Source organism: Buchnera aphidicola str. Ua (Uroleucon ambrosiae), assembly GCF_000225465.1.
Classification (GTDB): domain Bacteria; phylum Pseudomonadota; class Gammaproteobacteria; order Enterobacterales; family Enterobacteriaceae; genus Buchnera; species Buchnera aphidicola_B.
This window is the reverse complement of sequence record NC_017259.1, coordinates 1-25,317: the sequence shown is the minus strand read 5'-3', so window position 1 is coordinate 25,317 and position 25,317 is coordinate 1. Positions and strand designations below refer to the sequence as shown.

General features: G+C 25.8%; 24 protein-coding genes and 1 tRNA gene. 7 read left to right on the top strand and 18 right to left on the bottom strand.

Features of this window, described 5'->3' with window-relative positions:
• Positions 1 to 44: 44 nt before the first annotated feature.
• On the bottom strand, positions 45 to 899 hold the full coding sequence (gene rpoH / locus BUAMB_RS00125) for an RNA polymerase sigma factor RpoH (RefSeq protein ID WP_014499764.1): 855 nt from the start codon (positions 897 to 899) through the stop codon (positions 45 to 47).
• A gap of 136 nt (positions 900 to 1,035) precedes the next feature.
• Positions 1,036 to 2,130, bottom strand: a complete 1,095-nt coding sequence (gene ftsY, locus BUAMB_RS00120; protein ID WP_014499763.1) for a signal recognition particle-docking protein FtsY — start codon at positions 2,128 to 2,130, stop codon at positions 1,036 to 1,038.
• A gap of 139 nt (positions 2,131 to 2,269) precedes the next feature.
• On the opposite strand from ftsY, the gene rsmD reads away from it, so the two are divergent.
• The 3 genes from rsmD to dnaC all read left to right on the top strand — a co-directional run bounded on the left by rsmD (position 2,270) and on the right by dnaC (position 4,163).
• The gene (rsmD, locus tag BUAMB_RS00115; protein ID WP_014499762.1) at positions 2,270 to 2,842 is read left to right on the top strand and encodes a 16S rRNA (guanine(966)-N(2))-methyltransferase RsmD; all 573 of its coding nucleotides are present in this window, start codon (positions 2,270 to 2,272) and stop codon (positions 2,840 to 2,842) included.
• Positions 2,843 to 2,924: 82 nt separating this feature from the next.
• Positions 2,925 to 3,422 (top strand): primosomal protein DnaT, encoded by a 498-nt coding sequence (gene dnaT / locus BUAMB_RS00110; RefSeq protein ID WP_014499761.1) that lies wholly within the window; start codon positions 2,925 to 2,927, stop codon positions 3,420 to 3,422.
• Positions 3,423 to 4,163 (top strand): DNA replication protein DnaC, encoded by a 741-nt coding sequence (dnaC, locus tag BUAMB_RS00105; RefSeq protein WP_014499760.1) that lies wholly within the window; start codon positions 3,423 to 3,425, stop codon positions 4,161 to 4,163.
• Between the two features lie 6 nt (positions 4,164 to 4,169).
• Here dnaC and efp read toward each other — a convergent pair whose 3' ends face one another.
• The 3 genes from efp to BUAMB_RS00090 form a co-directional block, all read right to left on the bottom strand.
• Complete coding sequence (gene efp, locus BUAMB_RS00100) at positions 4,170 to 4,733, bottom strand: elongation factor P (RefSeq protein ID WP_014499759.1); 564 nt, start codon at positions 4,731 to 4,733, stop codon at positions 4,170 to 4,172.
• Positions 4,734 to 4,906: 173 nt separating this feature from the next.
• Positions 4,907 to 6,553, bottom strand: a complete 1,647-nt coding sequence (gene groL, locus BUAMB_RS00095) for a chaperonin GroEL (protein WP_014499758.1) — start codon at positions 6,551 to 6,553, stop codon at positions 4,907 to 4,909.
• A gap of 55 nt (positions 6,554 to 6,608) precedes the next feature.
• A complete protein-coding gene (locus BUAMB_RS00090; RefSeq protein WP_014499757.1) occupies positions 6,609 to 6,899 on the bottom strand; it encodes a co-chaperone GroES in 291 nt (96 codons plus the stop codon).
• Between the two features lie 268 nt (positions 6,900 to 7,167).
• Here BUAMB_RS00090 and BUAMB_RS00085 point away from each other — a divergent pair.
• Positions 7,168 to 7,240: transfer RNA gene (locus BUAMB_RS00085), tRNA-Phe, on the top strand.
• Positions 7,241 to 7,276: 36 nt separating this feature from the next.
• Here the strand turns inward: BUAMB_RS00085 and mnmE are convergent.
• The 4 genes from mnmE to rpmH all read right to left on the bottom strand — a co-directional run bounded on the left by mnmE (position 7,277) and on the right by rpmH (position 10,999).
• Positions 7,277 to 8,638, bottom strand: coding sequence for a tRNA uridine-5-carboxymethylaminomethyl(34) synthesis GTPase MnmE (gene mnmE, locus BUAMB_RS00080; RefSeq protein WP_014499756.1), 1,362 nt, complete (start codon positions 8,636 to 8,638; stop codon positions 7,277 to 7,279).
• A gap of 54 nt (positions 8,639 to 8,692) precedes the next feature.
• Positions 8,693 to 10,306, bottom strand: a complete 1,614-nt coding sequence (yidC, locus tag BUAMB_RS00075; protein WP_014499755.1) for a membrane protein insertase YidC — start codon at positions 10,304 to 10,306, stop codon at positions 8,693 to 8,695.
• Positions 10,307 to 10,495: 189 nt separating this feature from the next.
• Entirely contained in the window at positions 10,496 to 10,840 is a 345-nt protein-coding gene (gene rnpA, locus BUAMB_RS00070) for a ribonuclease P protein component (RefSeq protein ID WP_014499754.1), read from the bottom strand.
• Positions 10,841 to 10,855: 15 nt separating this feature from the next.
• A complete protein-coding gene (rpmH, locus tag BUAMB_RS00065; RefSeq protein WP_014499753.1) occupies positions 10,856 to 10,999 on the bottom strand; it encodes a 50S ribosomal protein L34 in 144 nt (47 codons plus the stop codon).
• Positions 11,000 to 11,519: 520 nt separating this feature from the next.
• On the opposite strand from rpmH, the gene dnaA reads away from it, so the two are divergent.
• The 3 genes from dnaA to gyrB are packed head-to-tail and all read left to right on the top strand — an operon-like array spanning position 11,520 to position 16,384.
• Complete coding sequence (dnaA, locus tag BUAMB_RS00060; protein WP_430393306.1) at positions 11,520 to 12,815, top strand: chromosomal replication initiator protein DnaA; 1,296 nt, start codon at positions 11,520 to 11,522, stop codon at positions 12,813 to 12,815.
• A gap of 4 nt (positions 12,816 to 12,819) precedes the next feature.
• Positions 12,820 to 13,926 (top strand): DNA polymerase III subunit beta, encoded by a 1,107-nt coding sequence (dnaN, locus tag BUAMB_RS00055; RefSeq protein ID WP_014499751.1) that lies wholly within the window; start codon positions 12,820 to 12,822, stop codon positions 13,924 to 13,926.
• Positions 13,927 to 13,975: 49 nt separating this feature from the next.
• Positions 13,976 to 16,384, top strand: a complete 2,409-nt coding sequence (gene gyrB, locus BUAMB_RS00050) for a DNA topoisomerase (ATP-hydrolyzing) subunit B (protein ID WP_014499750.1) — start codon at positions 13,976 to 13,978, stop codon at positions 16,382 to 16,384.
• Between the two features lie 64 nt (positions 16,385 to 16,448).
• Here the strand turns inward: gyrB and BUAMB_RS00045 are convergent, their stop codons facing one another.
• From BUAMB_RS00045 to mnmG, 9 genes are all read right to left on the bottom strand, one after another.
• Positions 16,449 to 16,865, bottom strand: coding sequence for a F0F1 ATP synthase subunit epsilon (locus BUAMB_RS00045; RefSeq protein WP_014499749.1), 417 nt, complete (start codon positions 16,863 to 16,865; stop codon positions 16,449 to 16,451).
• Between the two features lie 26 nt (positions 16,866 to 16,891).
• Positions 16,892 to 18,289, bottom strand: a complete 1,398-nt coding sequence (atpD, locus tag BUAMB_RS00040) for a F0F1 ATP synthase subunit beta (protein ID WP_014499748.1) — start codon at positions 18,287 to 18,289, stop codon at positions 16,892 to 16,894.
• 29 nt (positions 18,290 to 18,318) lie between these two features.
• The gene (gene atpG / locus BUAMB_RS00035) at positions 18,319 to 19,191 is read right to left on the bottom strand and encodes a F0F1 ATP synthase subunit gamma (RefSeq protein WP_014499747.1); all 873 of its coding nucleotides are present in this window, start codon (positions 19,189 to 19,191) and stop codon (positions 18,319 to 18,321) included.
• 32 nt (positions 19,192 to 19,223) lie between these two features.
• Positions 19,224 to 20,765, bottom strand: a complete 1,542-nt coding sequence (gene atpA / locus BUAMB_RS00030) for a F0F1 ATP synthase subunit alpha (protein WP_014499746.1) — start codon at positions 20,763 to 20,765, stop codon at positions 19,224 to 19,226.
• Between the two features lie 11 nt (positions 20,766 to 20,776).
• Positions 20,777 to 21,310, bottom strand: a complete 534-nt coding sequence (locus tag BUAMB_RS00025; protein ID WP_014499745.1) for a F0F1 ATP synthase subunit delta — start codon at positions 21,308 to 21,310, stop codon at positions 20,777 to 20,779.
• The gene (locus tag BUAMB_RS00020) at positions 21,285 to 21,794 is read right to left on the bottom strand and encodes a F0F1 ATP synthase subunit B (protein WP_014499744.1); all 510 of its coding nucleotides are present in this window, start codon (positions 21,792 to 21,794) and stop codon (positions 21,285 to 21,287) included. Before BUAMB_RS00020 ends, BUAMB_RS00025 begins: the two co-directional genes overlap by 26 nt.
• Positions 21,795 to 21,935: 141 nt before the next feature.
• Positions 21,936 to 22,175, bottom strand: coding sequence for a F0F1 ATP synthase subunit C (atpE, locus tag BUAMB_RS00015; protein WP_014499743.1), 240 nt, complete (start codon positions 22,173 to 22,175; stop codon positions 21,936 to 21,938).
• Positions 22,176 to 22,212: 37 nt separating this feature from the next.
• Positions 22,213 to 23,037, bottom strand: a complete 825-nt coding sequence (atpB, locus tag BUAMB_RS00010) for a F0F1 ATP synthase subunit A (RefSeq protein WP_014499742.1) — start codon at positions 23,035 to 23,037, stop codon at positions 22,213 to 22,215.
• Between the two features lie 196 nt (positions 23,038 to 23,233).
• The gene (gene mnmG, locus BUAMB_RS00005; RefSeq protein WP_014499741.1) at positions 23,234 to 25,117 is read right to left on the bottom strand and encodes a tRNA uridine-5-carboxymethylaminomethyl(34) synthesis enzyme MnmG; all 1,884 of its coding nucleotides are present in this window, start codon (positions 25,115 to 25,117) and stop codon (positions 23,234 to 23,236) included.
• Positions 25,118 to 25,317 lie beyond the last annotated feature (200 nt).

Sequence of the window (25,317 nt, the reverse complement as noted above, 5' to 3'; positions counted from 1 at the left end):
TCCATATCTATTTTAATTTGATTATATCAAAAATTATTTTCAATCTAATTTTCTATAGCTATTTTTAATTTTTTCATTGCGTTTTTTTCTAATTGTCGAACTCTTTCTGCAGAAATACCATAATGATCTGCTATTGTTTGTAAAGTATTTTTTTGATCTTGATCTAACCAACGCGCAGAAATAATGTTTCGACTACGTTCATCTAATCTTGATAAAGCATTGCTTAATTTTTTCGTTGCATGTTTTTCCCAGTTATCTTGCTCTAAACCATTAGCAAAATTAGATTTTTTATCTTCTAAATACTGCATAGAAACATTAATTTTTCCATCAATATCTTCATCTGGTAATGGATTAAAAATGACATCTTGAGCAGACATACGTGATTCCATTTCTTTTACATCTTTACTACTAACTCCTAACTCTTTAGCGACAACTTGAATTTCTTCTTCGTTAAACCAACCTAATCTTTTCTTAGTTTTTCTCAAATTAAAAAATAACTTTCTTTGCGATTTTGTAGTAGCAACTTTTACAATGCGCCAATTACGTAAGACATATTCATGTATTTCTGATTTAATCCAATGAACAGCAAAAGATACAAGACGCACTCCTATCTCTGGATTAAATCTACGTACTGCTTTCATCAATCCAATATTTCCTTCTTGTATAAGATCAGATTGAAGCAAACCGTATCCTGAATAGTTACGTGAAATATGGATGACAAAACGGAGATGAGATAAAATTAAAGTTTTTGCAGCATCTAAATCGCCATGATAGCGTAATCGTTTAGTAAGTATTTTTTCTTCTTCAATGGAAAGCATTGGCCATAAATTAGCTATTCTAATATATGCATCTAAATTACTTGGTGGTGTAACAGATAAAATCTGTACTTTGTTAATCATTTCAATTCCCGCATAAATGAATTGTATATACTGAATTATTAACATGTGGGACTTATATATAATACTGTAATTAAAAGTATAAATCAAAGATTTATACAAAATAATTCATTCAGTTTTTATAAAATTATGACATCATTTAATAATATTTTTTTTCTATAAATATAGCATCAATAAACTCATTACTATTAAAAATACCTAAATCTTTTGAATCTTCACCAATTCCAATATAACGAATTGGAATTTTAAATTGATCTGCTAAAGAAAAAATCACTCCTCCTTTAGCAGTTCCATCTAATTTAGTAATGACAATACCAGTTAAATTTAATGCTCTATGGAATATTTCTGTTTGTTTTATAGTATTTTGTCCGTTACAAGCATCGATAATTAACATTATTTCATGTGGAGCAGATATATCTAATTTTTTAATAACTCTAACTATCTTTTTTAACTCTTCAATTAAATGTATCTTATTATGCAATCTTCCAGCAGTATCAATAATTAATATATCTATTTTTTTTGATTTAGCTGATTTCACTGCATCAAAAATTACTGCTGCTGGATCTGAACCAAAATGTTGTGCTATTACTGAGATATTATTTAATTTTCCTAATATTTGTAATTGTTCTATACCTGCGGCTCTGAATGTATCTGCAGCAGCTAACATAACAGATTTTCCTTCAGATTTATATTTTTTTGCTAATTTCCCTATAGTAGTTGTTTTACCTGTTCCATTTACTCCTACTACTAAAATAACAAAAGGCTGATGTTTAGAAATTTCTAAAGGAATTTCTACTGTTTTTAAAATATTATACATATTTTTTTTTAACAAAAAATAAAGTTTTTCAGAACTTTTCAAATCCTGACGATTGACATCTTTTATTAAATTACTGATAATTCGATTACTAGTATCAATTCCAATATCAGCAAGTAACATTTTTTCTTCTAGTTCTTCAAAAAGAACATCATCTATAGTTTTTGATAAAAAAATATTATTAATACCATTATGCAATAATTGCTTTGTTTTTATTAAACCTTTTTTTAATCGTGAGAAAAAATTGGTTTTTATAACTATATTCGTTTCATCTTCACAATTAATATCTGTATCAATATTATTTAATATTTCTATTTTATTTTTTTTTTCATTATTATTTTGTATAATATCTTGTGTTTTTTCTTTTTTTATTTTAGAACTTAACCAAGTAAAAAAATTATCTTTTTTACTATTTTTCATATTAATTTACCTCAATTACTTAAGTTATATATTCATAATAAAAATTATATATTTCAATTTCATTAAAAATATTTTTTATAAATTTATAAAAAATAAAAATTTAAATAAATTATATCACTAACACAAAAAATCTAATCTAATGCATAATTCTTTTTACAAAAAATATGGAAAAATTTATATTATTTCCGGAAAATTTAAAGGTAGAAAAATATCTTTTAACAATTGCAATCATGTACGTCCTACTACTAATCAAATAAGAGAAACGCTATTTGAATGGTTATCTAAATATATTGAAAATGCAACATGTCTTGATTGTTTTTCAGGTAGTGGTGCTCTTGGAATTGAAGCTATATCTCGTCATGCAGCATTTTTAACTTTTTTAGAAATAGAAAAAAAAACATACTGGACTCTAAAAACAAATATACAAAAATTAAATATATCAAATGCAGAAATTATACGTACTAATACATTTTATTGGTTAAAAAAAAACAGTAAACCATATGATATAATTTTCATTGATCCTCCTTATTATCATGGATTAGTTGAAAAAACTATTAACTTATTAGAAAATAAAAAATGGATAAAAAAAAATTCACTGATTTATATAGAACAGGAAAAAAATCAGTCTCTTACGATACCAAATAATTGGATGTTATATAAAAATAAAAACAAAAATCAAATACAATATTATTTGTATATCGTTAATAAATAAAAAGATAAAAATATTACATATTGAATAACTCATAAATTACAATAACTCAAAAAATATAAAAATCATATTAGGTAAAATATTTATGAAACTTTTAATTTCTGATAAAATAAATTTTGATTTATTTTGTCAAAATCCAAATCAAATAATTGAAAAATCTAATAAAGGTGTACTAGAAATATTAAAAAATAACTCAACTATTTTTTATATCATCACTCCTGAAATTTTTAATAAAATATTTGATTTACAATATAAATTAAAAAATCATCAAAATGTCAACACAAAAAATATAAATAAAAAATTTTCTATGCACCCAGACTGGACACCTGATCAAGATTTTATACGCCATGCAGCATTATGGGGCATTATTCTAAATAAAGAAGTATCAAAATCAGAGCTAGCTGCTTTTATCTCTTATTGGCAAGCAGAAGGATGTTTTTTTTATCATATACAATGGCAACAAAAATTAGCTAGAAGTCTACAGAACAGTAGATCAATTGAATATAAACTACAAAAAAAACGAGATATTACATATATACCAACACCTGATCAAACAATACCACATGGATTTCGAGGTAAATAAATGATATTTTCTACTGATTTCTTTAAACGTCTTCAACGTTTAATGCCTAAAAATATAAAACCTAAATTTGATAATGATGAAGATTTATTTGCTTGGAATCAAGAACAAGGAAGAATTTCTTCTGAATCTATACTACGTGCAAATAAAGCAATGAAAATGCAACGTATTTTAGGAAGATCAGGTATTCGTGAATTATATATGAATTGTTCATTTGATAATTATAAAATTGAACATGATGGACAAAGAAAAGTACTGATAGCATCGAAAAAATATGCTGAAAAATTTAATGATAATATTGCTAGTTTTATTTTTTCAGGAAAACCTGGAACTGGAAAAAATCATTTAGCATCAGCAATAGGTAATTATTTAATTTTACATGGAAAAAGTATTTTGCTTGTTACAGTAGCAGATTTAATGTCGAATATCAAAGGAACATTTAATGGTGCAAGTAATATCACAGAAGAAAATTTATTACATAATCTTAGTAGTGTAGATTTATTAATGATTGATGAAATTGGTATGCAAACTGAATCTCGTTATGAAAAAGTTATTATAAATCAAATTGTTGATAGAAGATCATCATCGAAACGCTCTACTGGAATGTTGTCTAATTTAGATCATAAAGGAATGAAAAATTTATTAGGTGAAAGAGTAATTGATAGAATGCGTTTAGGAAATAGTTTATGGTTAACATTTGAATGGGACAGTTATAGACAATATGTAAAAGGAAATGAATATTAAAATTTTTTATTTTACTCGCGATATATATTGACCAGATCTTGTATCTATTTTAATCAATTCACCAATTTCAATAAATAATGGTACTTTGACAATAGCGCCTGTAATTAATGTAGCTAATTTAATATTTCTTGTATTTACTGTGTCACCTTTTAAAGTAGCCTGTACGTGTATTACTTTAAGATTAACGAAATTATTAGGTACAACAGAAATAGGTTCATTATTCCATAAAGTTATAGTACAAGTATCTTGTTCTAATAACCATTTTTTATTAACACCAATAATGCTCTTCTCTACTGGTAGTTCTTCAAAAGTATCATTATTTATAAAATACCAAAAAAGACCATCATTATATAAATAAGATAAAGTATATTCTTTTATATCTGCTACTTCTAAATAATCTGTAGATTTAAAAGTTTTTTCTATTAGTTGTTTTGTTAATAATTTTCGTATTTTTACACGTACAAATGCTTGACCTTTTCCTGGCTTAACAAATTCACTAGATTCTATTAAACATGGTTCTTTTTCAAATATAATTTTACTACCTACACGAAAATTATTACTATAATGCATCTTTTTATAATAACCTTTATTATATATTATGATAATATTTGTTTTTTAACAAAAAATCAAAGATTGTTGATATTATGTAACTAATATTAAAAACTTTCCTCAGATAAATAAACCTGAGGAAAGATATTTTTAAATTAATTTAAAATCATCATCAAAAAAAAATAAATGTCTGTTTACATCATTCCGCCCATACCACCCATTCCTCCTGCAGGAGCAGAATTGGAATCAGAAGATTTATCTTCTTTTGGTAAATCAGTGACCATGCATTCTGTTGTAATCATTAGACCTGCAACAGATGCTGCATATTGTAAAGCAGAACGTGTTACTTTAGTAGGATCTAATATTCCGAAATCTATCATATCACCGTATTGATCACTAGCAGCATTATAACCGTAGTTACCTTTTCCATCTTTAACGTTATTAGTAACTACAGAAGGTTCTTCTCCAGAATTAGAAACAATTTGACGTAATGGAGCTTCCATAGCACGTAAAGCAACTCGAATACCAACATTTTGATCTTCATTTTGACCACGTAAATGAGATATTTTACCTGCTACACGTACTAATGCAACACCTCCTCCAGCAACAACTCCTTCTTCAACAGCTGCACGAGTTGCATGTAATGCATCTTCAACACGAGCTTTCTTTTCTTTCATTTCTACTTCTGTAGCTGCTCCTACTTTTAGTACTGCTACTCCTCCTGATAATTTTGCTAAACGCTCATTTAATTTTTCTTTATCATAATCAGAAGTAGCTTCTTGAATTTCTTGTCGAATTTGACTAATACGACTTTGAATGGTATGTTTTTCACCGATACCACCAATAATTGTAGTCGTATCTTTGCTAATAACAACGCGTTTTGCTTGACCTAAATCTTCTAAAGTAGATTTTTCTAATTCCATAGCTAATTCTTCAGAAATAACAGAACCACCAGTAAGAATAGAAATATCTTGTAACATTGCTTTACGACGATCACCAAATCCAGGAGCTTTTACTGCAGCAACTTTTACAATACCACGCATAGAATTAACTACTAGAGTAGCTAATGCTTCACCTTCTAAATCTTCTGAAATAATTAATAATGGCTTGCCTGATTTTGCAACAGATTCTAATATTGGCAACATTTCACGAACATTAGATATTTTTTTATCAGCCATTAAAATGTATGGATTCTCTAATTCAACAATACCAGTTTCTGGCTTATTAATAAAATATGGAGATAAATAACCTCGATCAAATTGCATACCTTTAACTACTTCAAGTTCATTTTGAAGACCAGTTCCTTCTTCTACTGTAATTACTCCATCATTACCTACTTTTTCCATTGCCTCTGCAATGAGAGCACCAACTTTTTCATCAGCATTAGCTGAAATAGTACCTACTTGAGTAATAGCTTTAGAATCAGAACATGGAACAGATAAATTTTTTAATTCTTCTACTGCACTAATAACTGCTTTATCAATTCCACGTTTCAGATCCATAGGATTCATACCAGCAGCTACTGCTTTTAAACCTTCATTAACTATAGATTGTGCTAATAATGTTGCTGTTGTAGTACCATCTCCCGCTGCATCATTTGCTTTTGATGCAACTTCTTTTACCATTTGAGCACCCATATTTTCAAATTTATCTTCTAATTCAATTTCACGAGCTACAGATACACCATCTTTTGTAATACTAGGAGCACCAAAAGATTTATCTAAAACAACATTTCTTCCTTTTGGACCTAAAGTTACTTTTACTGCATCTGCTAATACATTTACTCCACGAAGCATTTTAATTCGAGCTTCATTTCCAAATTTTACATCTTTAGCGGCCATTTGACATTTCCTTTAATAAATTTGTAATGGATATAGCATATTATAGTTTAATGTACTATTCAACAATTGCTAAAATGTCACTTTCATTTAAAATTAATAATTCTTCATTATCAATTTTTTCTGTTTTCGCACCATAACCTTCATTAAAAATAACAACATCACCAATTTTAACATCTAATGGTTTAATTTCTCCATTATCTAATACACGACCTTTTCCTACAGCAGTGACTGTTCCTCGAGTTGATTTACCTGCAGCAGAACCTGTAAGTACAATACCACCTGCAGATTTTGATTCTACTTCTTGACGTTTAACAAGCACACGATCATGCAATGGACGAATTTTCATATGATAATGCTCCTTGTAGATAATTTAATTATTTTTTTAAAATTTTGAATAAAATTTATAAAATTCATTGTATTAATGTAAATATATGGATCTTTAGTAAAACTTTCAAGGGTAAAAATTATTTTTTATTTTTATGTTATATATAAATTTATATTTTTATAATTTTAAAAACCTTTATTTAATTAGTTATAATAATATTAATAATAGTAAATTTTTAATTATAAAAATATTGACAAAGTTTTATATTTAATGATTTAATATATATCACGCCCGGATAGCTCAGTCGGTAGAGCAGGGGACTGAAAATCCCCGTGTCGGTGGTTCAATTCCGCCTCCGGGCATATCATATTATATGAATTTAATATAAAATTTTTATTTTATTTTCCAATACAAAAATTAGAAAAAATATTATTTAATAAATCAGTAGAAGTATATTTTCCTGTAATTTCTCCTAAAAATCTATGAATAATATTTAACGAATCAGCTAAACATTCAATATTTTTAAACAATTTCCATTGTTTTTTTGCTACTAAAAATTCATTATACGCTAAATCAATTTGATGAATATGACGTCGACGAGCAATAAAAATACTTTCTCGACTGTTACATTTTTCAATTTGAATAATATTTTGACGCAATATATCAATTCCTATACCTGTTTTTGCTGATACACTAATACATTTTAAACCTACTATTTTTTCAAAATTACACTTATTTTTGATTAAATCACTTTTATTTAATACAAAAGTTATTGGAATATTAATTTTAGAGAGATTATGAATGAACTCATCACATATCTTTTTTTGTTCAGATAATTTAATAGTTGCATCAATTACAAATAAAATATGATCAGATTGTTTAATCATTTCCCAAGCACGAATTACCCCAATATTTTCTACTAGGTTCTCTGTATCACGTAAACCAGCAGTATCAATTAATTCACAGGTAATACCATTAATACTAATATGTTCATATAACAAATCTCGTGTAGTACCTGGAATATTAGTAACGATAGCTCTATTAGATGATGATAAAATATTTAATAAACTTGATTTTCCAACATTAGGCGGGCCTGCAATTACTATTTTTTTTCCTTCTCTTAATAACTTACCTTCTACTACTATTTTTTTAATTTTTAAAAACTGATTATTTAATTTATTAAATTTTGAATCAACGATATCTTCAATATTAAGATTAATATCTTCTTCTGAAAAATCTATATTAGATTCTATATATACACGAAATTTTATAATTAAATTCATCAATTCCGTGATAAACAAAGAAAAGTGACCTTGTAACGAATGTAATGAAGCATAAATTGAGGATTCTGTTTCAGCATTAATTAAATCATCTATAGATTCAGCTTGAATTAAATCTAATTTATTATTTAAAAACGCACGTTCAGAAAATTCTCCTGGTTTAGCTAGTCTAACATTTTTAATAGATAAAATTCTTTTAATTAATAAATCCATAATTAATGGACTACCATGACCTTGTAATTCTAATACATCTTCACCTGTAAAAGAATGAGGAGCAGGAAACCATAAAGAAATACCTTGATCTAATACATTAGAATTTACATCTAAAAATTTTGAATAAGTAGCAAATCTTGCTAGAGGAACTCGTCCTAATAATTCCATAGCAACAGTTTTTGACTGTGTTCCAGATATTCTTAATATTCCAACAGAACTTTTTCCTGGACAAGTAACTTGAGCAACAATAGTTTCATTATGAATCATAAAATATTTTCTTTATATGATAATGTTAAAAAGTTTTTACTATCTTTCAATTAACTATTTACTATAATTTTTATTAATTTTATTTATATGAGATAACACAAACTTTTGTTGTATAATAGTGACTAAATTACTTATAATATAATATAAAACTAATCCTGATGGAAACCATAAAAAAAACATTGTAAAAATTACAGGCATACAATTCATAATATTTTTTTGAAGTGAATCAGAAATATTATTATTAGATGATGTTTTCTGAATAAAAAACATTGTTATCCCCATAATAATAGGCAATATATAATATGGATCTTGATTAGATAAATCATGAATCCATAATATAAAAGGTGCATGACGCAATTCAACCGATCCTATAAGCATATAATAAAGAGATAAAAAAATTGGCATCTGAATAAAAATGGGGAAAAAACCACCTAGGGGATTAATTTTTTCTTTTTTATATAACGCTATCATTTCTTTACTTATACGTTGTTTATCATGCGAATATTTTTCTTTTATCTCTTTAATTTTAGGTTGTAATGTGCGCATTTTAGCTATAGAAACATATTGTGCTTTTGTTAAAGGATAAGTAATACCTTTCATAATAAAAGTAATAAAAATAATAGAAAAACCCCAATTTCCTAAAATATTATTTAACATAGTTAACAATTTAAATAATGGTTGCGACAAAAACCAAAGCCAACCATAATCTACTGTTAAATCTAAATATGGAGCAATTAATTTCATTTCATTTTGTTTTTCAGGACCAATCCATAACTTTGATTTTATAATCGATCGAGAATTAGGTAAAATATGAATAGGAGCAGATTTATATCCAATCGCAGCAATGTCGTTCTCTAAATGTGATGTATATAATATATTTTTTCCTAAATTTTGAGGAATCCAAGCTACAGCAAAATATTGTTGTAACATTGCGATCCACCCATGTTCTGTAACAACATTTAAATTTTGATTATTAGAAATTTTATCAAATTTATATTTTTCATATTTATTATCACTACTTGAATAAGCGGCACCTCGAAAAGTTTGAAGTGCAAAATTATGACTATAAATATTACGTCTTTTAGGTATATTAATAGTTTGTTTAATTTGTCCAAACATATTCATTTCTAAAATCTTTTGAGTAGAATTATAAATATCATACTCTATATCAATATCATACTGATTCGATTTAAGAATAAAAGTTTTTTTATAAATTATACCTTCATTACTGACCCATGTGATAGGCACACGTAATTCTGTTTGATCATGTTTTAATTCAAACAAATTTTTACTAGAAACATATAATGGCCGACTATTGTTTGCAGGATTATCTGGACCATTTTTTCCAATTAACCCACTTTGGGCCTGATAAATAAAATCAGATGCTGTATCAAGTAATTTCAAAGGTTTAGATGAATGTAGTGTATCTTTATATACAAGCAAAGAAGCTTCTTCTATATCTCCTCCATACATATTAACTACTAAACTTAATACATTATTTTTAATAAGAATTTGTTTTTTATTTTGTTTTATATTCTCCATATGAAATATTGGATGTATTTGTTCATTTTTGGTAATATTCAAAAAGAATTTTTTATGCCAAGCTTGCCAAATTAAAAAAGAAAACAACAAAAAAGCAAAAATAAAAAAATTACGCTGTACTTCCATAATTAATATTCACTTTTATTTTTAATTTTAAAGGTCAATTATATTATTTACTTAAATTTACAGATGTCACTTTAGTAATATATTATATTATTAAATAAGCTTATAAATAAATAAGCTTATAAAACATATACATAACAAGATAAAACAATTATCTTTTCTATAAATAATTTAAAATTGTATATAATAAAATTAATAATAATGAGACCATAAATTATTTAACATCTCTATAACACATTTATTATTTAAATAAATAATGTTTTTTTGAGCTATCACTATAAAATCCATTGATGGTAATTTATATTGCAATAAACGAAAAGTTTCACGAACTAAACGTTTAATTAAATTACGATTATGAGCATATTTAATATTTTTTCGAGGTACACTAAGACCTAATCTAGGATACCCTAAAATATTAACACGCCCTAAAATACTAATTTCTAAAGTATTATATTTTTGACATGGTTTATCAAAAACATGTTTAAAATGTATAGAATATAATAATCGTTTATTCCTTTTAAAAAAATAATTAAACATAATATTAATAACCTATTACTTGCTAGAAACAGTTAAACGTGTTCTTAATTTAGCTCGTCTTCGTGATAAAATATAACGACCATTTTTAGTGGCCATACGCGCTCTAAATCCGTGTGAACGATTACGTTTTAATATTGAAGGTTGAAAAGTTCGTTTCATTATAATTTTACCTAACTATTTTAATAAAAAAATCACAATATTGTATCTTACTAAGATTAATTATTCTAAATGATATAGTCAATTAACTTTATTGTATAAAATAGATATATATAAAAATATTTATAACAATATTTAATTATAACAATATATTTAGAATGAATTTATATAAAAAAAATATTTTTCATTTTGTATTCTGTTATGATGAATATACTTTTATTAATAATAAAAGTGCATCTAAAATCACTTCTTTAGATAAATAAAATATCTCAATAATATATTATATCCTTTTTCAGTATATTCACCAATCTTAGATTGTATAACTTTTAATATAAAAACATACAATTTTATATTAATGTTTTGTGTAAAATTATATATATCAACATCAATATATAAGAAATAAAAATATTTTAAATTTTATTTTTATTAATTTTGTTCGATCTTGGAGTCTACCGTGTCACTTTGTATTTGGAAACAGTGTCTTGACCGGTTACAAGATGAGCTTTCTACCACAGAGTTTAGTATGTGGATACGCTCTCTGAAAGCCAAACTAAACAATAATATCTTAGAAATATATGCTCCGAATGAATTTGTTTTAGACTGGGTACAAGATAAATACTTAATTCATTTAAAAAAAATACTACAAGATTTTTGTGGTTCTAATTCTCCATTAATTAAATTTAAAATATATCAAATTTATAAAGAGAAACATTTAAAAAACAACATTTTAAACAATACTTTTAATACAGATAACAAATTAATCTGGAATAATATTCCAATATTTAAAAATATTTCTTATCATTCTAATATTAACAACAAACATAATTTTGAAAATTTTGTAGAAGGACAATCTAATCAACTAGCACGATCTGCAGCATTTCAAGTAGCTAAAAAACCTGGTCATTCTTATAATCCGTTATTTTTATATGGAGCAACAGGATTAGGTAAAACTCATTTACTACATGCTATAGGAAATGGAATTTTATTACATAAATATAATATTAAAATCATTTATATTAACTCTGAACGTTTTGTTCAAGATATGGTAAAAGCATTAAAAAATAATTCTATTGAAAAATTTAAATTATACTATCGTTCTGTTGATGTATTACTTATTGATGATATTCAGTTTTTTGCACATAAAGAACGTTCACAAGAAGAATTTTTTCATACATTTAATACATTATTAGAAGGAAATCAACAAATTATTTTAACTTCTGATCGTTATCCTAAAGAAATTAATGGTGTTGAAGATCGTCTAAAATCAAGATTTGGTTGGGGTTTAACTGTTGCTATAGATCCACCAGAGTTAGAAACTCGAGTAGCTATTCTGATTAAAAAAGCTGATGAAAAAAATATCACTTTATCTAATGAAGTTGCTGTATTTATTGCTCAAAATTTAAGTTCTAATGTCCGTGAATTAGAAGGTGCTCTTAATCGAGTAATTATTAATTCTCGTTTTACTCATCGTACTATTACTGTAGATTTTGCTCGAAAAGCGCTAAGAGATATACTTGCTCTCAAAAAAAAACTTGTTACTATTAATAATATTCAGAAAACAGTTGCAGAATATTATAAAATTAAAGTTAGTGATTTATTATCTAGAAAACGTTCGCGTTCAATCGCGCGTCCAAGACAAATTGCTATGGCAATGGCAAAAAAATTAACTTGTCATAGTTTACCCGAAATAGGAAATTCTTTTAATGGAAGAGATCATACTACAGTATTACATGCATGTCGTAAGATCGAACAATTAATAACAGAAAGTAATGAAATTAAAAAAGATTTTTTAAATTTAATTAACACTTTATCAATGTGATCATATGAAATTTAATATAAACAATAAAATTTTTACTCAAAATTTACAAAAAATAAACCGATTTATCACAAAAAATATTTCTTTTCCTATATTAGAAAACATATTAATTTCTATTAAAGATGATATCTTGTCATTAACTACAACAAATTTAGAAATAGAATTAATCGCAAATATTAAATTAATCAAACATTATGTATCAGGAAATACTACTGTTTCTAGTCGAAAACTTTTAGATATCTGCCGAAATTCGTTAAATTCATCAAATATAAATATAGAATTACATGCAAATAAAATGCATATAATTTCTGATACCAGTCAATATATCTTAAGAACTTTACCGGCTGATAATTTTCCAAATCATAATAATTTTCATCATATTTCAGAATTTTATATTGATTCAAATATTTTAAAAGAAATGATAGAAAAAACTCATTTTTCTATGGGGAAACAAGATGTACGTTACTATTTAAATGGTATGTTATTAGAAATAATAAATAATTCATTGTATATGGTAGCTACAGACGGCTATCGTTTGGGAATGACCCATACTCTTTTAACAAAAAAACAAAAAATAGAATCTTTTTCAATCATCATGACAAGAAAGGGAATTATAGAATTATATAAATTATTAAATATTTCTAGACAATTAATAAAAATTTTAATTGGTAAAAATAGTATTAGAATATATATAGAACAATTAGTATTTACTGCACAATTAATCGAAGGAAAATTTCCTAATTATAATGGTTTATTTTTAAAAAAAAAAAACAATGGTATTATTTTAAATTGTGCATTATTAAAACAATCGCTATTACGTGCTTCTATTTTAACACATGAAAAATTTTGTGGAGTAGAGATATATATTAAAAATAACCAATTTAAAGTATTATCTGATAATCAAGAAGAAGAAACAGCAAAAGATACATTTAATATAAATTATATTGGTCCTTCAATAAAAATATCAATTAATGTTTATTATATATTAGATATACTAAATTCTATTAGTAGTGAAAATATTCTTTTATTTCTCAATAATTCTAATAATTCAATTCAAATTGAAGCAGAACATGATGCTTCAACTATATACATAGTGATGTTATTAAAATATTAAAAAATAATTTTAATATGTCTTATTTTACTTAAAAAATTATAGGAAAACTATGAATTATACATACAACTCTTCTCATATAAAAATTTTAAGAGGACTAGATGCTGTTCGCAAAAGACCAGGAATGTATATTGGAGATACAGATGATGGAAGCGGATTACATCATATGGTTTTTGAAATAGTTGACAATTCTATCGATGAGGCATTATCAGGTTACTGTAAAAAAATTAAAGTGATAATTTATGCAGATAATTCCGTATCTGTCGAAGATGATGGTAGAGGTATTCCTACTGATATTCATCCTGAAGAAAAAGTTTCAGCAGCAGAAGTAATTATGACAGTTTTACATTCTGGTGGAAAATTTGATAATTCTTCATATAAAATATCAGGAGGATTACATGGTGTAGGAATATCAGTTGTCAATGCTCTATCAGAAAAATTAGAATTAGTAATTTATAAAAACAATAATCAATATCAACAAATTTATTATAATGGAAAACCAAAAAATCCTCTTTCTATTATTGGTTCAAGTCATCATTCTGGCACATATATAAGATTTTGGCCTAGTTATAAAACTTTTACTAATAATACAAAATTTCAATATGAAATTTTATCTAAGCGTTTACGTGAACTATCTTTTCTTAATTCAAACATCACAATTTATTTAGAAGATCATAGATCTAATATTAAAAATTGTTATCATTATAAAGGCGGTATTAAAGAATTTATAAAATTCTTAAATATAAAAAAAACACTAATTCATCCAAAAATATTTTATTTTAAATCTAAAAAAGATAATATAGAATTAGAAGTAGCTATACAATGGAATCACACTCATCAAGAAAACATACTATGTTTTACTAATAATATACCTCAAAAAGATGGCGGAACACATTTAGCTGGTTTTCGTTCTGGAATGACACGAACATTAAACTTACATATTGAAAAAGAGGGATATAATAAAAAAAACAAAATAACTATTATCGGAGAAGATACACGTGAAGGATTAACAGCTATTATATCAATTAAAATTCCTGATCCAAAATTTTCATCTCAAACTAAAGATAAACTAGTCTCTTCTGAAGCACGGTCAGCTATAGAATCATTAATTAATGAAAATCTAATCGAATATCTTTTAGAAAATCCTACTGATTCTAAATTAATCATTCAAAAAATTATTAATGCAGCTAAAGTAAGAGAGGCAGCAAAACGTGCAAGAGAAATTAATAAAAGAAAAAATATATTAGATCTAGGTGCTTTACCTGGAAAATTATCTGATTGTCAAGAACACGATCCTAAATTTTCAGAAATTTATTTAGTAGAAGGAGATTCAGCAGGTGGATCTGCAAAACAAGGTAGAAATCGTAAAAATCAAGCTATTCTTCCTTTAAAAGGAAAAATATTAAATGTTGAAAAATCAAAATTTGATAAAATGATTCTCTCTCAAGAAGTAGCTTCGCTTATCACAGCATTAGGATGTGGAATTGGAAAAAATGAATTCAATATTGATAAATTAAGATATCATTATATTATCATAATGACTGATGCTGATGTTGATGGAGCACATATTCGCACTCTGCTTTTAACTTTTTTTTATCGTCAATTACCTCAACTTATCGAAAAAGGATACATTTATATTGCACAACCTCCATTATATAAATTAAAAAAAGGGAAAAAAGAAAAATACATTAAAAATGATGAAGAAATGAATCAATATCAAATAAAAAATGCATTAAAAGATATTATCTTGAAAAATAATAATGATCTTAATAATAAAAACATTAAACAATTTAAAAAAATTATTTATGATTATGATCATATTAAAAAAATCATGAAAAATAGTAAATATAATTTCCCAAAAATCATTTTAAATGAATTAATTTATCACGATCATTTAAATAATTTTAAAAATATTATAACAGTAAAAAATTGGATTTATCAATTAGTAGAAAAACTAAATAAATATAATACAAACAATTGCATATATTCTTATGAAATTAAAAAAAATATTGATAATAATAAATATGAACCGAGTATAAAAATATCTAGATATGCATATCATAAAATATATAAATTTAAAGAAGAATTTTTAATAAGTAAAGAATATTCATTAATTACTACTTTAGGTGAAAATTTTAAAAAATACTCTTTTGATAAATTTACAGTAGAAAAATCAGGAATAATCTATAAAATAGATAATATACAAAATACTTGGAAATGGTTAATGAAACAATCTAAACGTGGTTTATTTATACAACGATATAAAGGTTTAGGAGAAATGAATCCAGAACAATTATGGGATACAACAATGAATCCTAAAACTAGAAATATGTTAAAAGTGACTATTCAAAATGCGATATCAGCAAATAATTTATTTAATACTTTAATGGGAGATACCGTCGAACCTCGACGAAAATTTATACAAGAAAATGCACTAAAAGCAAAAAATATTGATATTTAATGTTTTAAATATAATATTTTTTAATATTTGCGGCAGGACAAAACCAGCCGCGAAAGATGAATTATTATTTGCATTTATCCATCATTTCAAGTACACGTAATTTTGCAATTTCTTGAGAAATTGTTAATAAAATATCATCTTTTTTTATTTTTTTATTTTGGTTTTTGATATCTTTTTCAGCATTATGTTTATTCTTTAAAATACGATTACGATCTAAATTAACAGCACGAATAGCTATATCGGCTAAAATAGATACAACAGATGGTTGTATTTCTAATATTCCTCCTGATATATAAATACATTCTTCTTTTTTATCTGTTGTGTGATGTATATATATCATTCCTGGTTTAATAATACTTAACAATTGAGTATGTCCTGGATAAATACCTAATTCACCTTCACTTCCAGTGACTCGTATTTTTTTTACTAAACCTGAAAAAATACGTTCTTTTAAACTAACAACATCTAAATAAAAACTCATAAAATACCCAATTTATTTTTTTAATATTATAATGTTTTTGATTTTTCTATCACATCCTCAATAGCGCCTACCATATAAAATGCTTGCTCAGGTAAAGAGTCAAATTCACCTTCAATTATTCCTTTAAAAGCACGAATATTATCTTTTAATGACACATATTTACCTGGAAAACCAGTAAAAATCTCTGCTACAAAAAATGGTTGAGAGAAAAATCTTTGTATTTTTCGTGCTCTTGAAACCAATAATTTATCCTGTTCAGCTAATTCATCCATTCCTAAAATAGCAATAATATCTTTTAATTCTTCATATCTTTGTAATATCGATTGAACACCTAATGCTGTTTCATAATGTTCATCGCCTACTATATAAGGATCTAATTGACGACTTGTTGAATTCAAAGGATCAATAGCCGGATAAATTCCTAATGATGCTATTTGACGACTCAAGGTTACAGTAGAATCTAAGTGAGCAAATGTTGTAGCAGGTGAAGGATCTGTTAAATCATCCGCAGGAACATAGACTGCTTGAATAGAAGTGATTGAACCTTTTTGAGTTGATGTAATTCTTTCTTGAAACAAACCCATCTCTTCTGCTAACGTTGGTTGATAACCTACTGCTGATGGCATTCGACCAAGTAAAGCAGAAACTTCAGTACCTGCCAACGTATAACGATATATATTATCGATAAATAATAATACATCTTTTCCTGTATCACGAAATTTTTCTGCGATAGTCAAACCAGTAAAAGCTACTCGTAATCTATTCCCAGGAGGTTCATTCATTTGACCATATACTAACGCTACCTTATCTAAAACTTTAGAAGTTTGCATTTCATGATAAAAATCATTCCCTTCTCTAGTTCTTTCTCCTACACCAGTAAAAACTGAATAACCAGAATGTTCAAGAGCTATATTCCGAATTAACTCCATCATGTTTACAGTTTTTCCAACACCTGCACCTCCAAATAAACCAACTTTTCCACCTTTTGCAAAAGGACAAATTAAATCAATAACTTTTATACCTGTTTCTAAAATCTCTTTCGTACTAGTCCGTTCTTGATAGCTTGGAGGAGCGCGATGAATTTCCCAATATTCTATTTCAGATCCATTTTTATTTTTTAAAACGCCTTTATTATCTATTGTTTCCCCTAATACATTCATAATACGACCTAATGTCACTTTTCCTACAGGTACTTTTATATAATGACCAAGATCAGTAACTATTAAACCTCTTTTTAAACCATCAGATGAACCCATAGCGATAGTTCGTACTACACCTGAACCTAACTGTTGTTGTACCTCTAAAATAAGATTAGAATGCTTTTTTTTAACTTCTAAAGCATTATATATCTTTGGAACTGCATCTTGATTAAATTCTACATCGACTACAGCCCCAATAATTTGGATAATTTTTCCAGTAGCCATTATTTTATTAACACCTCAAATAAAAATTTTCAATCAGTTGAAATAGCAGATGCACCTGAAACAATTTCCGTTAATTCTTGAGTAATATTAGCTTGACGAACTTTATTATAAATTAATTGTAATTCTTTAATACGATCAGCACTATTATCTGTTGCTTTTTTCATAGCAATCATACGAGCTGCTTGTTCACTTGCAATATTTTCTAAAATACTTTGATATACCTGTGATTCAATATATCGATTAAATAAAGTATCTAAAATTATTTTTGACTCTGGTTCATATAAATAATCCCAATTTTTACAGTTTATATTTTTATATTGCATATTAGAAATAGGTAGTAATTCAGTAATTTGAGGATATTGAAACATTTTATTATGAAATTTATTATAAGCAATAAAAATTTTATCAATTTGTTCTAATTGGTATTTATTAAATATTATTTGAACAGAATTCATTACTTTATTCAAACTAGGATATTCTCCTAAACTACTTATTTCAGAAAGAATATGACTTCCAAATAGTTTAAATACTGATAAGCTTTTTAAACCAAATAATATTAAATCACATGGAATATTTATTTTAGCAAATTCTTGAATCTTCAATAATGCGTTTTTAAAAAGATTAGTATTTAAACTACCACATAATCCTCGATCAGTAGATATAATAATCATACCAATACGTTTTACGACTCTTTTTTTTAAATATATATGTTTATATTCTAAATTACCTTGTAAAACATGATTAATTACTTTTTTAATAATATCAGCATATGGTTGACTAGCTTTCATTCTATCTTCAGTTTTTCTCATTTTAGATACTGCAACCATTTCCATAGCTTTTGTAATTTTTTTTGTATTAACAACACTTGCAATTTTATGTCTAATTTCTTTTGTACTAGTCACTATATTCTCATATTCAATTGATGACTCTTGTTTTAAAATTGATTTTTTTTAAAATTAGTAATTAATTTTTTAAAAGTTTCTTCTACAAAAACGTCAAAATGACCCTTAAAATTGATTTTTTGCATATCTTCAAAATAATAATGTTTAGCATACACTAATATATCTTTTTCAAATCTCATAATTTGATCTATAGAAACATCATTAAGAAAATTATTTTCAATAATAAAAAGTATAAGACTTTGTTCGGCAATCGATAATGGATTATATTGTTTTTGTTTGAAAAATTCTGTAATTTTTTGACCATGATTTAATTGTTTTCTAGTTATTTCATCTAAATCAGATGAAAATTGAGCAAATGCTGCTAATTCTTGATATTGTGCTAATGCTGTACGAATACCAGAAGACAATTTTTTAATGATCATACTTTGTGCAGCACTACCTACACGAGATACAGATATACCAGGGTTTACAGCAGGACGAATACCTGAATTAAATAAACTTGCTTCTAAAAAAATTTGGCCATCTGTAATAGAAATTACATTAGTAGGAACAAATGCAGATACGTCTCCAGCTTGCGTCTCAATAATTGGTAAAGCTGTAATAGAACCTGTTTTTTTTTGAAAAATTTTATTTTGATTCATATGCTCTATATATTTTAACGACACACGCGCTGATCTTTCTAATAAACGAGAATGCAGATAAAATATATCTCCTGGAAAAGCCTCTCTACCTGGTGGTCTACGCAATAATAAAGAAATTTGACGATATGCAATAGCATGTTTTGAAAGATCATCATACACAATTAAAACATCTTCTCCTATATTTCTAAAATATTCCCCCATTGCACAACCAGAATACGGTGATAAATATTGCAAAGCAGCAGCCTCTGCAGCGGAAGCAACTACTACGATAGTATTAAATAAAGCATTATTTTCTTCTAATTTTTTAACAACATCAATGGTAGTAGATAATTTTTGTCCAATAGCAACATAAATACATTTTATTCCAGATTTTTTCTGATTAATAATTGTATCAATGGCAAGTGCTGTTTTACCAGTTTGTCTATCTCCAATAATTAATTCGCGTTGCCCTCGACCAATAGGAATCATTGCATCAATGATTTTATAACCAGTTTGCATAGGTTCATTAATAGACTGTCGATCAATTACTCCAGGCGCATTATTTTCTACTGGAAAATATCCATCATTTTTAATTGAACCTTTTCCATCAATAGGAGAACCTAATGTATTCACAACTCGACCAAGTAAATTAGATCCAACTGGAACTTCTAAAATTTTACCCGTACACCGTACTTTCATTCCTTCAGTAATATGAAAGTAAGGTCCCATCACTACTGCTCCAACCGTATCCCGTTCTATATTTAAAGCAATTGCATATTCATCATTAGATAACGAAATCATTTCGCCTAACATAACGTCAGAGAGACCATTGATTCTTATGATACCATCACTGACAGAAATAATTGTGCCTTCATTATAAGATTGATTAAAAATTTCAAATTGAACTATTCTTTTTTTAATTAATTCACTAATTTCTACAGAATTTAATTGCATGTATTATTCTCTTAAAAATTTAAATCTTCAGACAATTGCTTAAGATGATTTTGAATAGAAAAATCAAAAACAGTATCATTTATTTTAATAATTATACCACCTAATATCTGCGGATTCACTGTAAATAATAATTTCGTTTTTTTTAAAAAAAAATTTTCTAATATTTTTTGTATTTTAATAATATACTTGTCTTGTAAATCAAACGCGGTACTTAATTTAATAATTAAAATATTTTTATAATCAGCTTCTAATAGCAAAAATTGTTTTAATATATTATTTATAATATTTAAACGTTGATTTGCAGCTAATAATTTAATTAAATTTTTTCCACATTCATTTATGATATTATTACTAATTGTAATAAATGCTAATGCTAAATCTTTTGATGAAAGGGCTCCTGATAAAAAACCGCTAACTTTTTTTGAAGAAGCAATTAAATTGATAAAAATTAAAATATTTTTCCATTCTTTAATATTATTATTTTGAAGAGCTATTTGAAAAATAGCTTGAGCATAAGGTCTAGAAATAGTATCTATTACAGACATTATTTTTTACCTTTTTTAAAGAAACAACAAGATCATCTAAAAAGTGAATATTATCATTTTTAGAAATATTTTTTTTAATAATTTTGCTTGCAATTAAAATTGATAAATCTACAATCTCTTTATATAAATTTTCACGTGCATTCATAATATTAACATCTATTTCAGATTGAGCATTGAGAATAATTTTCTTACTTTCTAACAACGCATTTGTTCTTGCTTCATCTAATATTAAAACTTTTTGTTTATTTGCTTCATGTAAAATATTAGACGCTTGTTTTTTAGATTCTAAAATATTTTGTTCTATTTTTTTTTGAATAATACCTAGTTCATCCTTAGCTTTTTTAGAATTTATTAATGATTCTTCTATTTCTTTTTGTCTAGTCTCAATAGCTAAAATAATAGGTGGCCAGACATACTTCATACAAAACCAAACAAATAAAATAAATGAAATAGCTTGTCCGATAATTGTAGCATTAAGATTCACAGTAATGCGCCCTTACATTCGAATAAAAATTAATCTTTACGCTATCTAAAAAAACGTAAAGATCTTATTAGTATTTCAAACAAATACAACAAAATTTTGTTTCTTAATATAATTTTATATAAATTTAAAAAAAACACATAATCATGATACCGCAAATAACATATATAAACCTAAACCAACTGCGATCATTGGAATAGCATCAACTAATCCCATAACAACAAAAAACTGCGTTCTTAATAATGGAACTAAATCCGGTTGTCTAGCAACTCCTTCTAAAAATTTACTACCTAAAATCCCAATACCAATTGCTGCTCCAATTGATGCTAATCCCACCATTATAGCTACTGCTATATAAAGCATGTCACCATTTACATTTGCCATTATTAACTCCAATTTTTTAATAAAATTACAATAAATTTTAGCTTTTATGAGATTGAGAAGCTATCGATAAATAAACAATAGTTAATACCATAAAAATAAAAGCTTGTAAAAAAATTATTAAAATATGAAAAATAGCCCATGGAACATTTAAAAAACATTGTAACCACCATGGTAGAAAACCGGAAATTAAAATAAAAATCATTTCGCCTGCATACATATTTCCAAACAATCGCAATCCTAAAGAAATAGGTTTAGAAACTAATGCAACTATTTCTAAAATAAAATTAAAAATAGAAAATATAGGATGATTAAAAGGTTGTAAAGTCAATTCTTTTAAAAAACCTATAAATCCTTTTATTTTTATAGTATAAAATACAATTAAAAAAAATACACCTAATGACATTGATAATGTAATATTAATATCAGCAGAAGGTACTATACGCATAGCTGGTAATTTAAAAAATTTTTCAGATATTAAAGGAATAAAATCAATTGGAACTAAATCCATAAGATTCATTAAAAAAACCCAAACAAAAACTGTTAATGATAATGGTGCAATAAGAGTATTTTTACCCACATACATACTTTTAACATTCGAATTTATAAATTCAAAAACTAATTCAATTCCAGCTTGTAACTTATTAGGTATACCTATATGAATTGTTTTTCCAACAATATAAAATACACTTAAAAAAAAACAACCAAGAATGAGAGAAAAAATTATTGAATCAATATTTATTACCCAAAAATAAGAAGACATTGTTCCTGGTTTAATGATTTGAAAGTTACGTAAATCTATTTGTAAATGATTTAAATGATGACTAATATATTTTTGAGGATTAGATATTTTTTCTAAAATCATATTTTTCTCTTTTTTAATAATTTTAATATAATTTTAAAGAAATTATACAATAAAAAAAATACATTCAGCAAATAGTTAATTTTAAAGAATTATTATTCTAAAGAAAATAATTATGTATTTTAAATGAATTAAAATCAAATTTTTAATTAAAGATATTATTAAATAGTTATGACCTAATATACATTGATTATAATCATTATACACAAATAAGACTGGTTTTTTTTAAATAAATTAATAAAATTGATATCGCCGCTGGCGTAATACCAGGAATACGTGATGCTTGTCCAATAGATAATGGTTTATAATCATTCAATTTTTTAGCGACTTCAGAAGATAAACCTTTGATTTTTTGATAATCAAAAATATCTGATAGAAAAGTGTTTTCATTTTTTAAATGTCGATAAATTTCTTCTGATTGTCTTTTAATATAACCTTCATATTTAATTTCATTTTCTATTTGTTCAACTACTTGTAAATCATACACACTTTTTTTAAAATTGCTTAATTGTTCTAACTGTTGATATTTAATTTCTGGCCGCTTTAATAATTCAGCTATACTTTTCGACTCAACTAAATTAATATTACATAATTTATTCAAAATTTTAGCATCAGATGACATAGGATGTATTTTAATATTATTTAAACGCTTCATTTCTTTTTCAATATTACATACTTTTCTGTTATAACGTATCCATCTTGCATCATTAATCAAACCAAACTTACGACCAATTTCAGTTAAACGTAAATCCGCATTATCTTCTCTTAATATCAAGCGATACTCTGCACGTGAAGTAAACATTCTATACGGTTCATTCGTACCCTGTGTCGTTAAATCATCAACTAAAACACCTAAATATGCTTGATGACGTTTAGGAAACCAACTTTTAATATTTTTTGATTTTAATCCTGCATTTAAACCTGCTAATAATCCTTGTGCTGCAGCTTCTTCATAACCTGTTGTTCCATTAATTTGACCAGCAAAAAATAATCTTTTAATTAATTTACTTTCTAAAGTTAATTTTAAATCTTTTGGATCAAAAAAATCATATTCAACAGCATATCCAGGAGTAATAATTTTGGAATTTTCCAAACCTTTTATTGAATGTACTATTTGTTCTTGAACTTCTAATGGCAGACTAGTTGAAATACCATTAGGATATATTATCATGCTAGATAACCCTTCAGGTTCTAAAAATATTTGATGTGATTTTTTTTCAGGAAATCGCACAATTTTATCTTCAATAGAAGGACAATATCTAGGTCCTAAACTTTTTATTAAACCTTCATAAATTGGACTTTGATGTAAGTTATTGCGTATTATTTCATGTGTTTTTTCATTAGTATGTGTTAAATAACATGGTATTTGTTTAGGATGATTTGAAACATCTCCTATAAATGAAAAAACTGGTGTAGGAACATCACTATATTGCACAAATAAATCATGAAAATTAATACTGTTAATATCAATACGAGGTGGCGTACCAGTTTTTAATCTATTCACTCGCAAAGATAATTCTCTCAAACGAATAGATAAATCTACAGAAGCTTTTCCATTCATTCTCCCAGATGAATAACTATTCAATCCTATATGTATTTTCCCACCTAAAAATGTACCTGTTGCTAATATCACCGATTTTGAATAAAAATTAATTTGGTCATGTGTCACAATACCTATCACAGTATAATTTTTAATAATTAAATCTTTTACCTCTTTTTCTAAAATTAATAAATTTTTTTGTTTTGTTAAAAATTTTTTTATATTTTTTTTATAAAGCAATCTATCTGCTTGAGCTCTAGTAGATCTGACAGCAGGACCTTTTCTAGAATTTAAAATTCTAAATTGAATCCCCGAATAATCAATTACCTGAGCCATCACACCTCCTAATGCATCTATTTCTTTCACTAAATGACTTTTTCCAATCCCTCCAATAGCTGGATTACAGGACAACACACCTAAATCTGTAATTTTTTGAGTTAATAATAATGTTTGACAGCCCATTCTAGCTGAAGCCATAGATGCTTCTATACCAGCATGACCTCCACCAATAACAATTACATCAAAATGATTTAAACGCAACATAAAATAAAACCTTTCAAGAAAATAAACTAATCAAAATATTATTAATATTTAATTAAAGATAACACATGTTAATATCAAACATAAAGTCTTAAAAAAAGATATTTTTTTTATTTTTAGATTTGTTTTAATCTTTAATTAATTAAAAAAAAAAAAAAATAATAATACTTATTATTATTAGTCAAGACAAAATCTGTGGATAA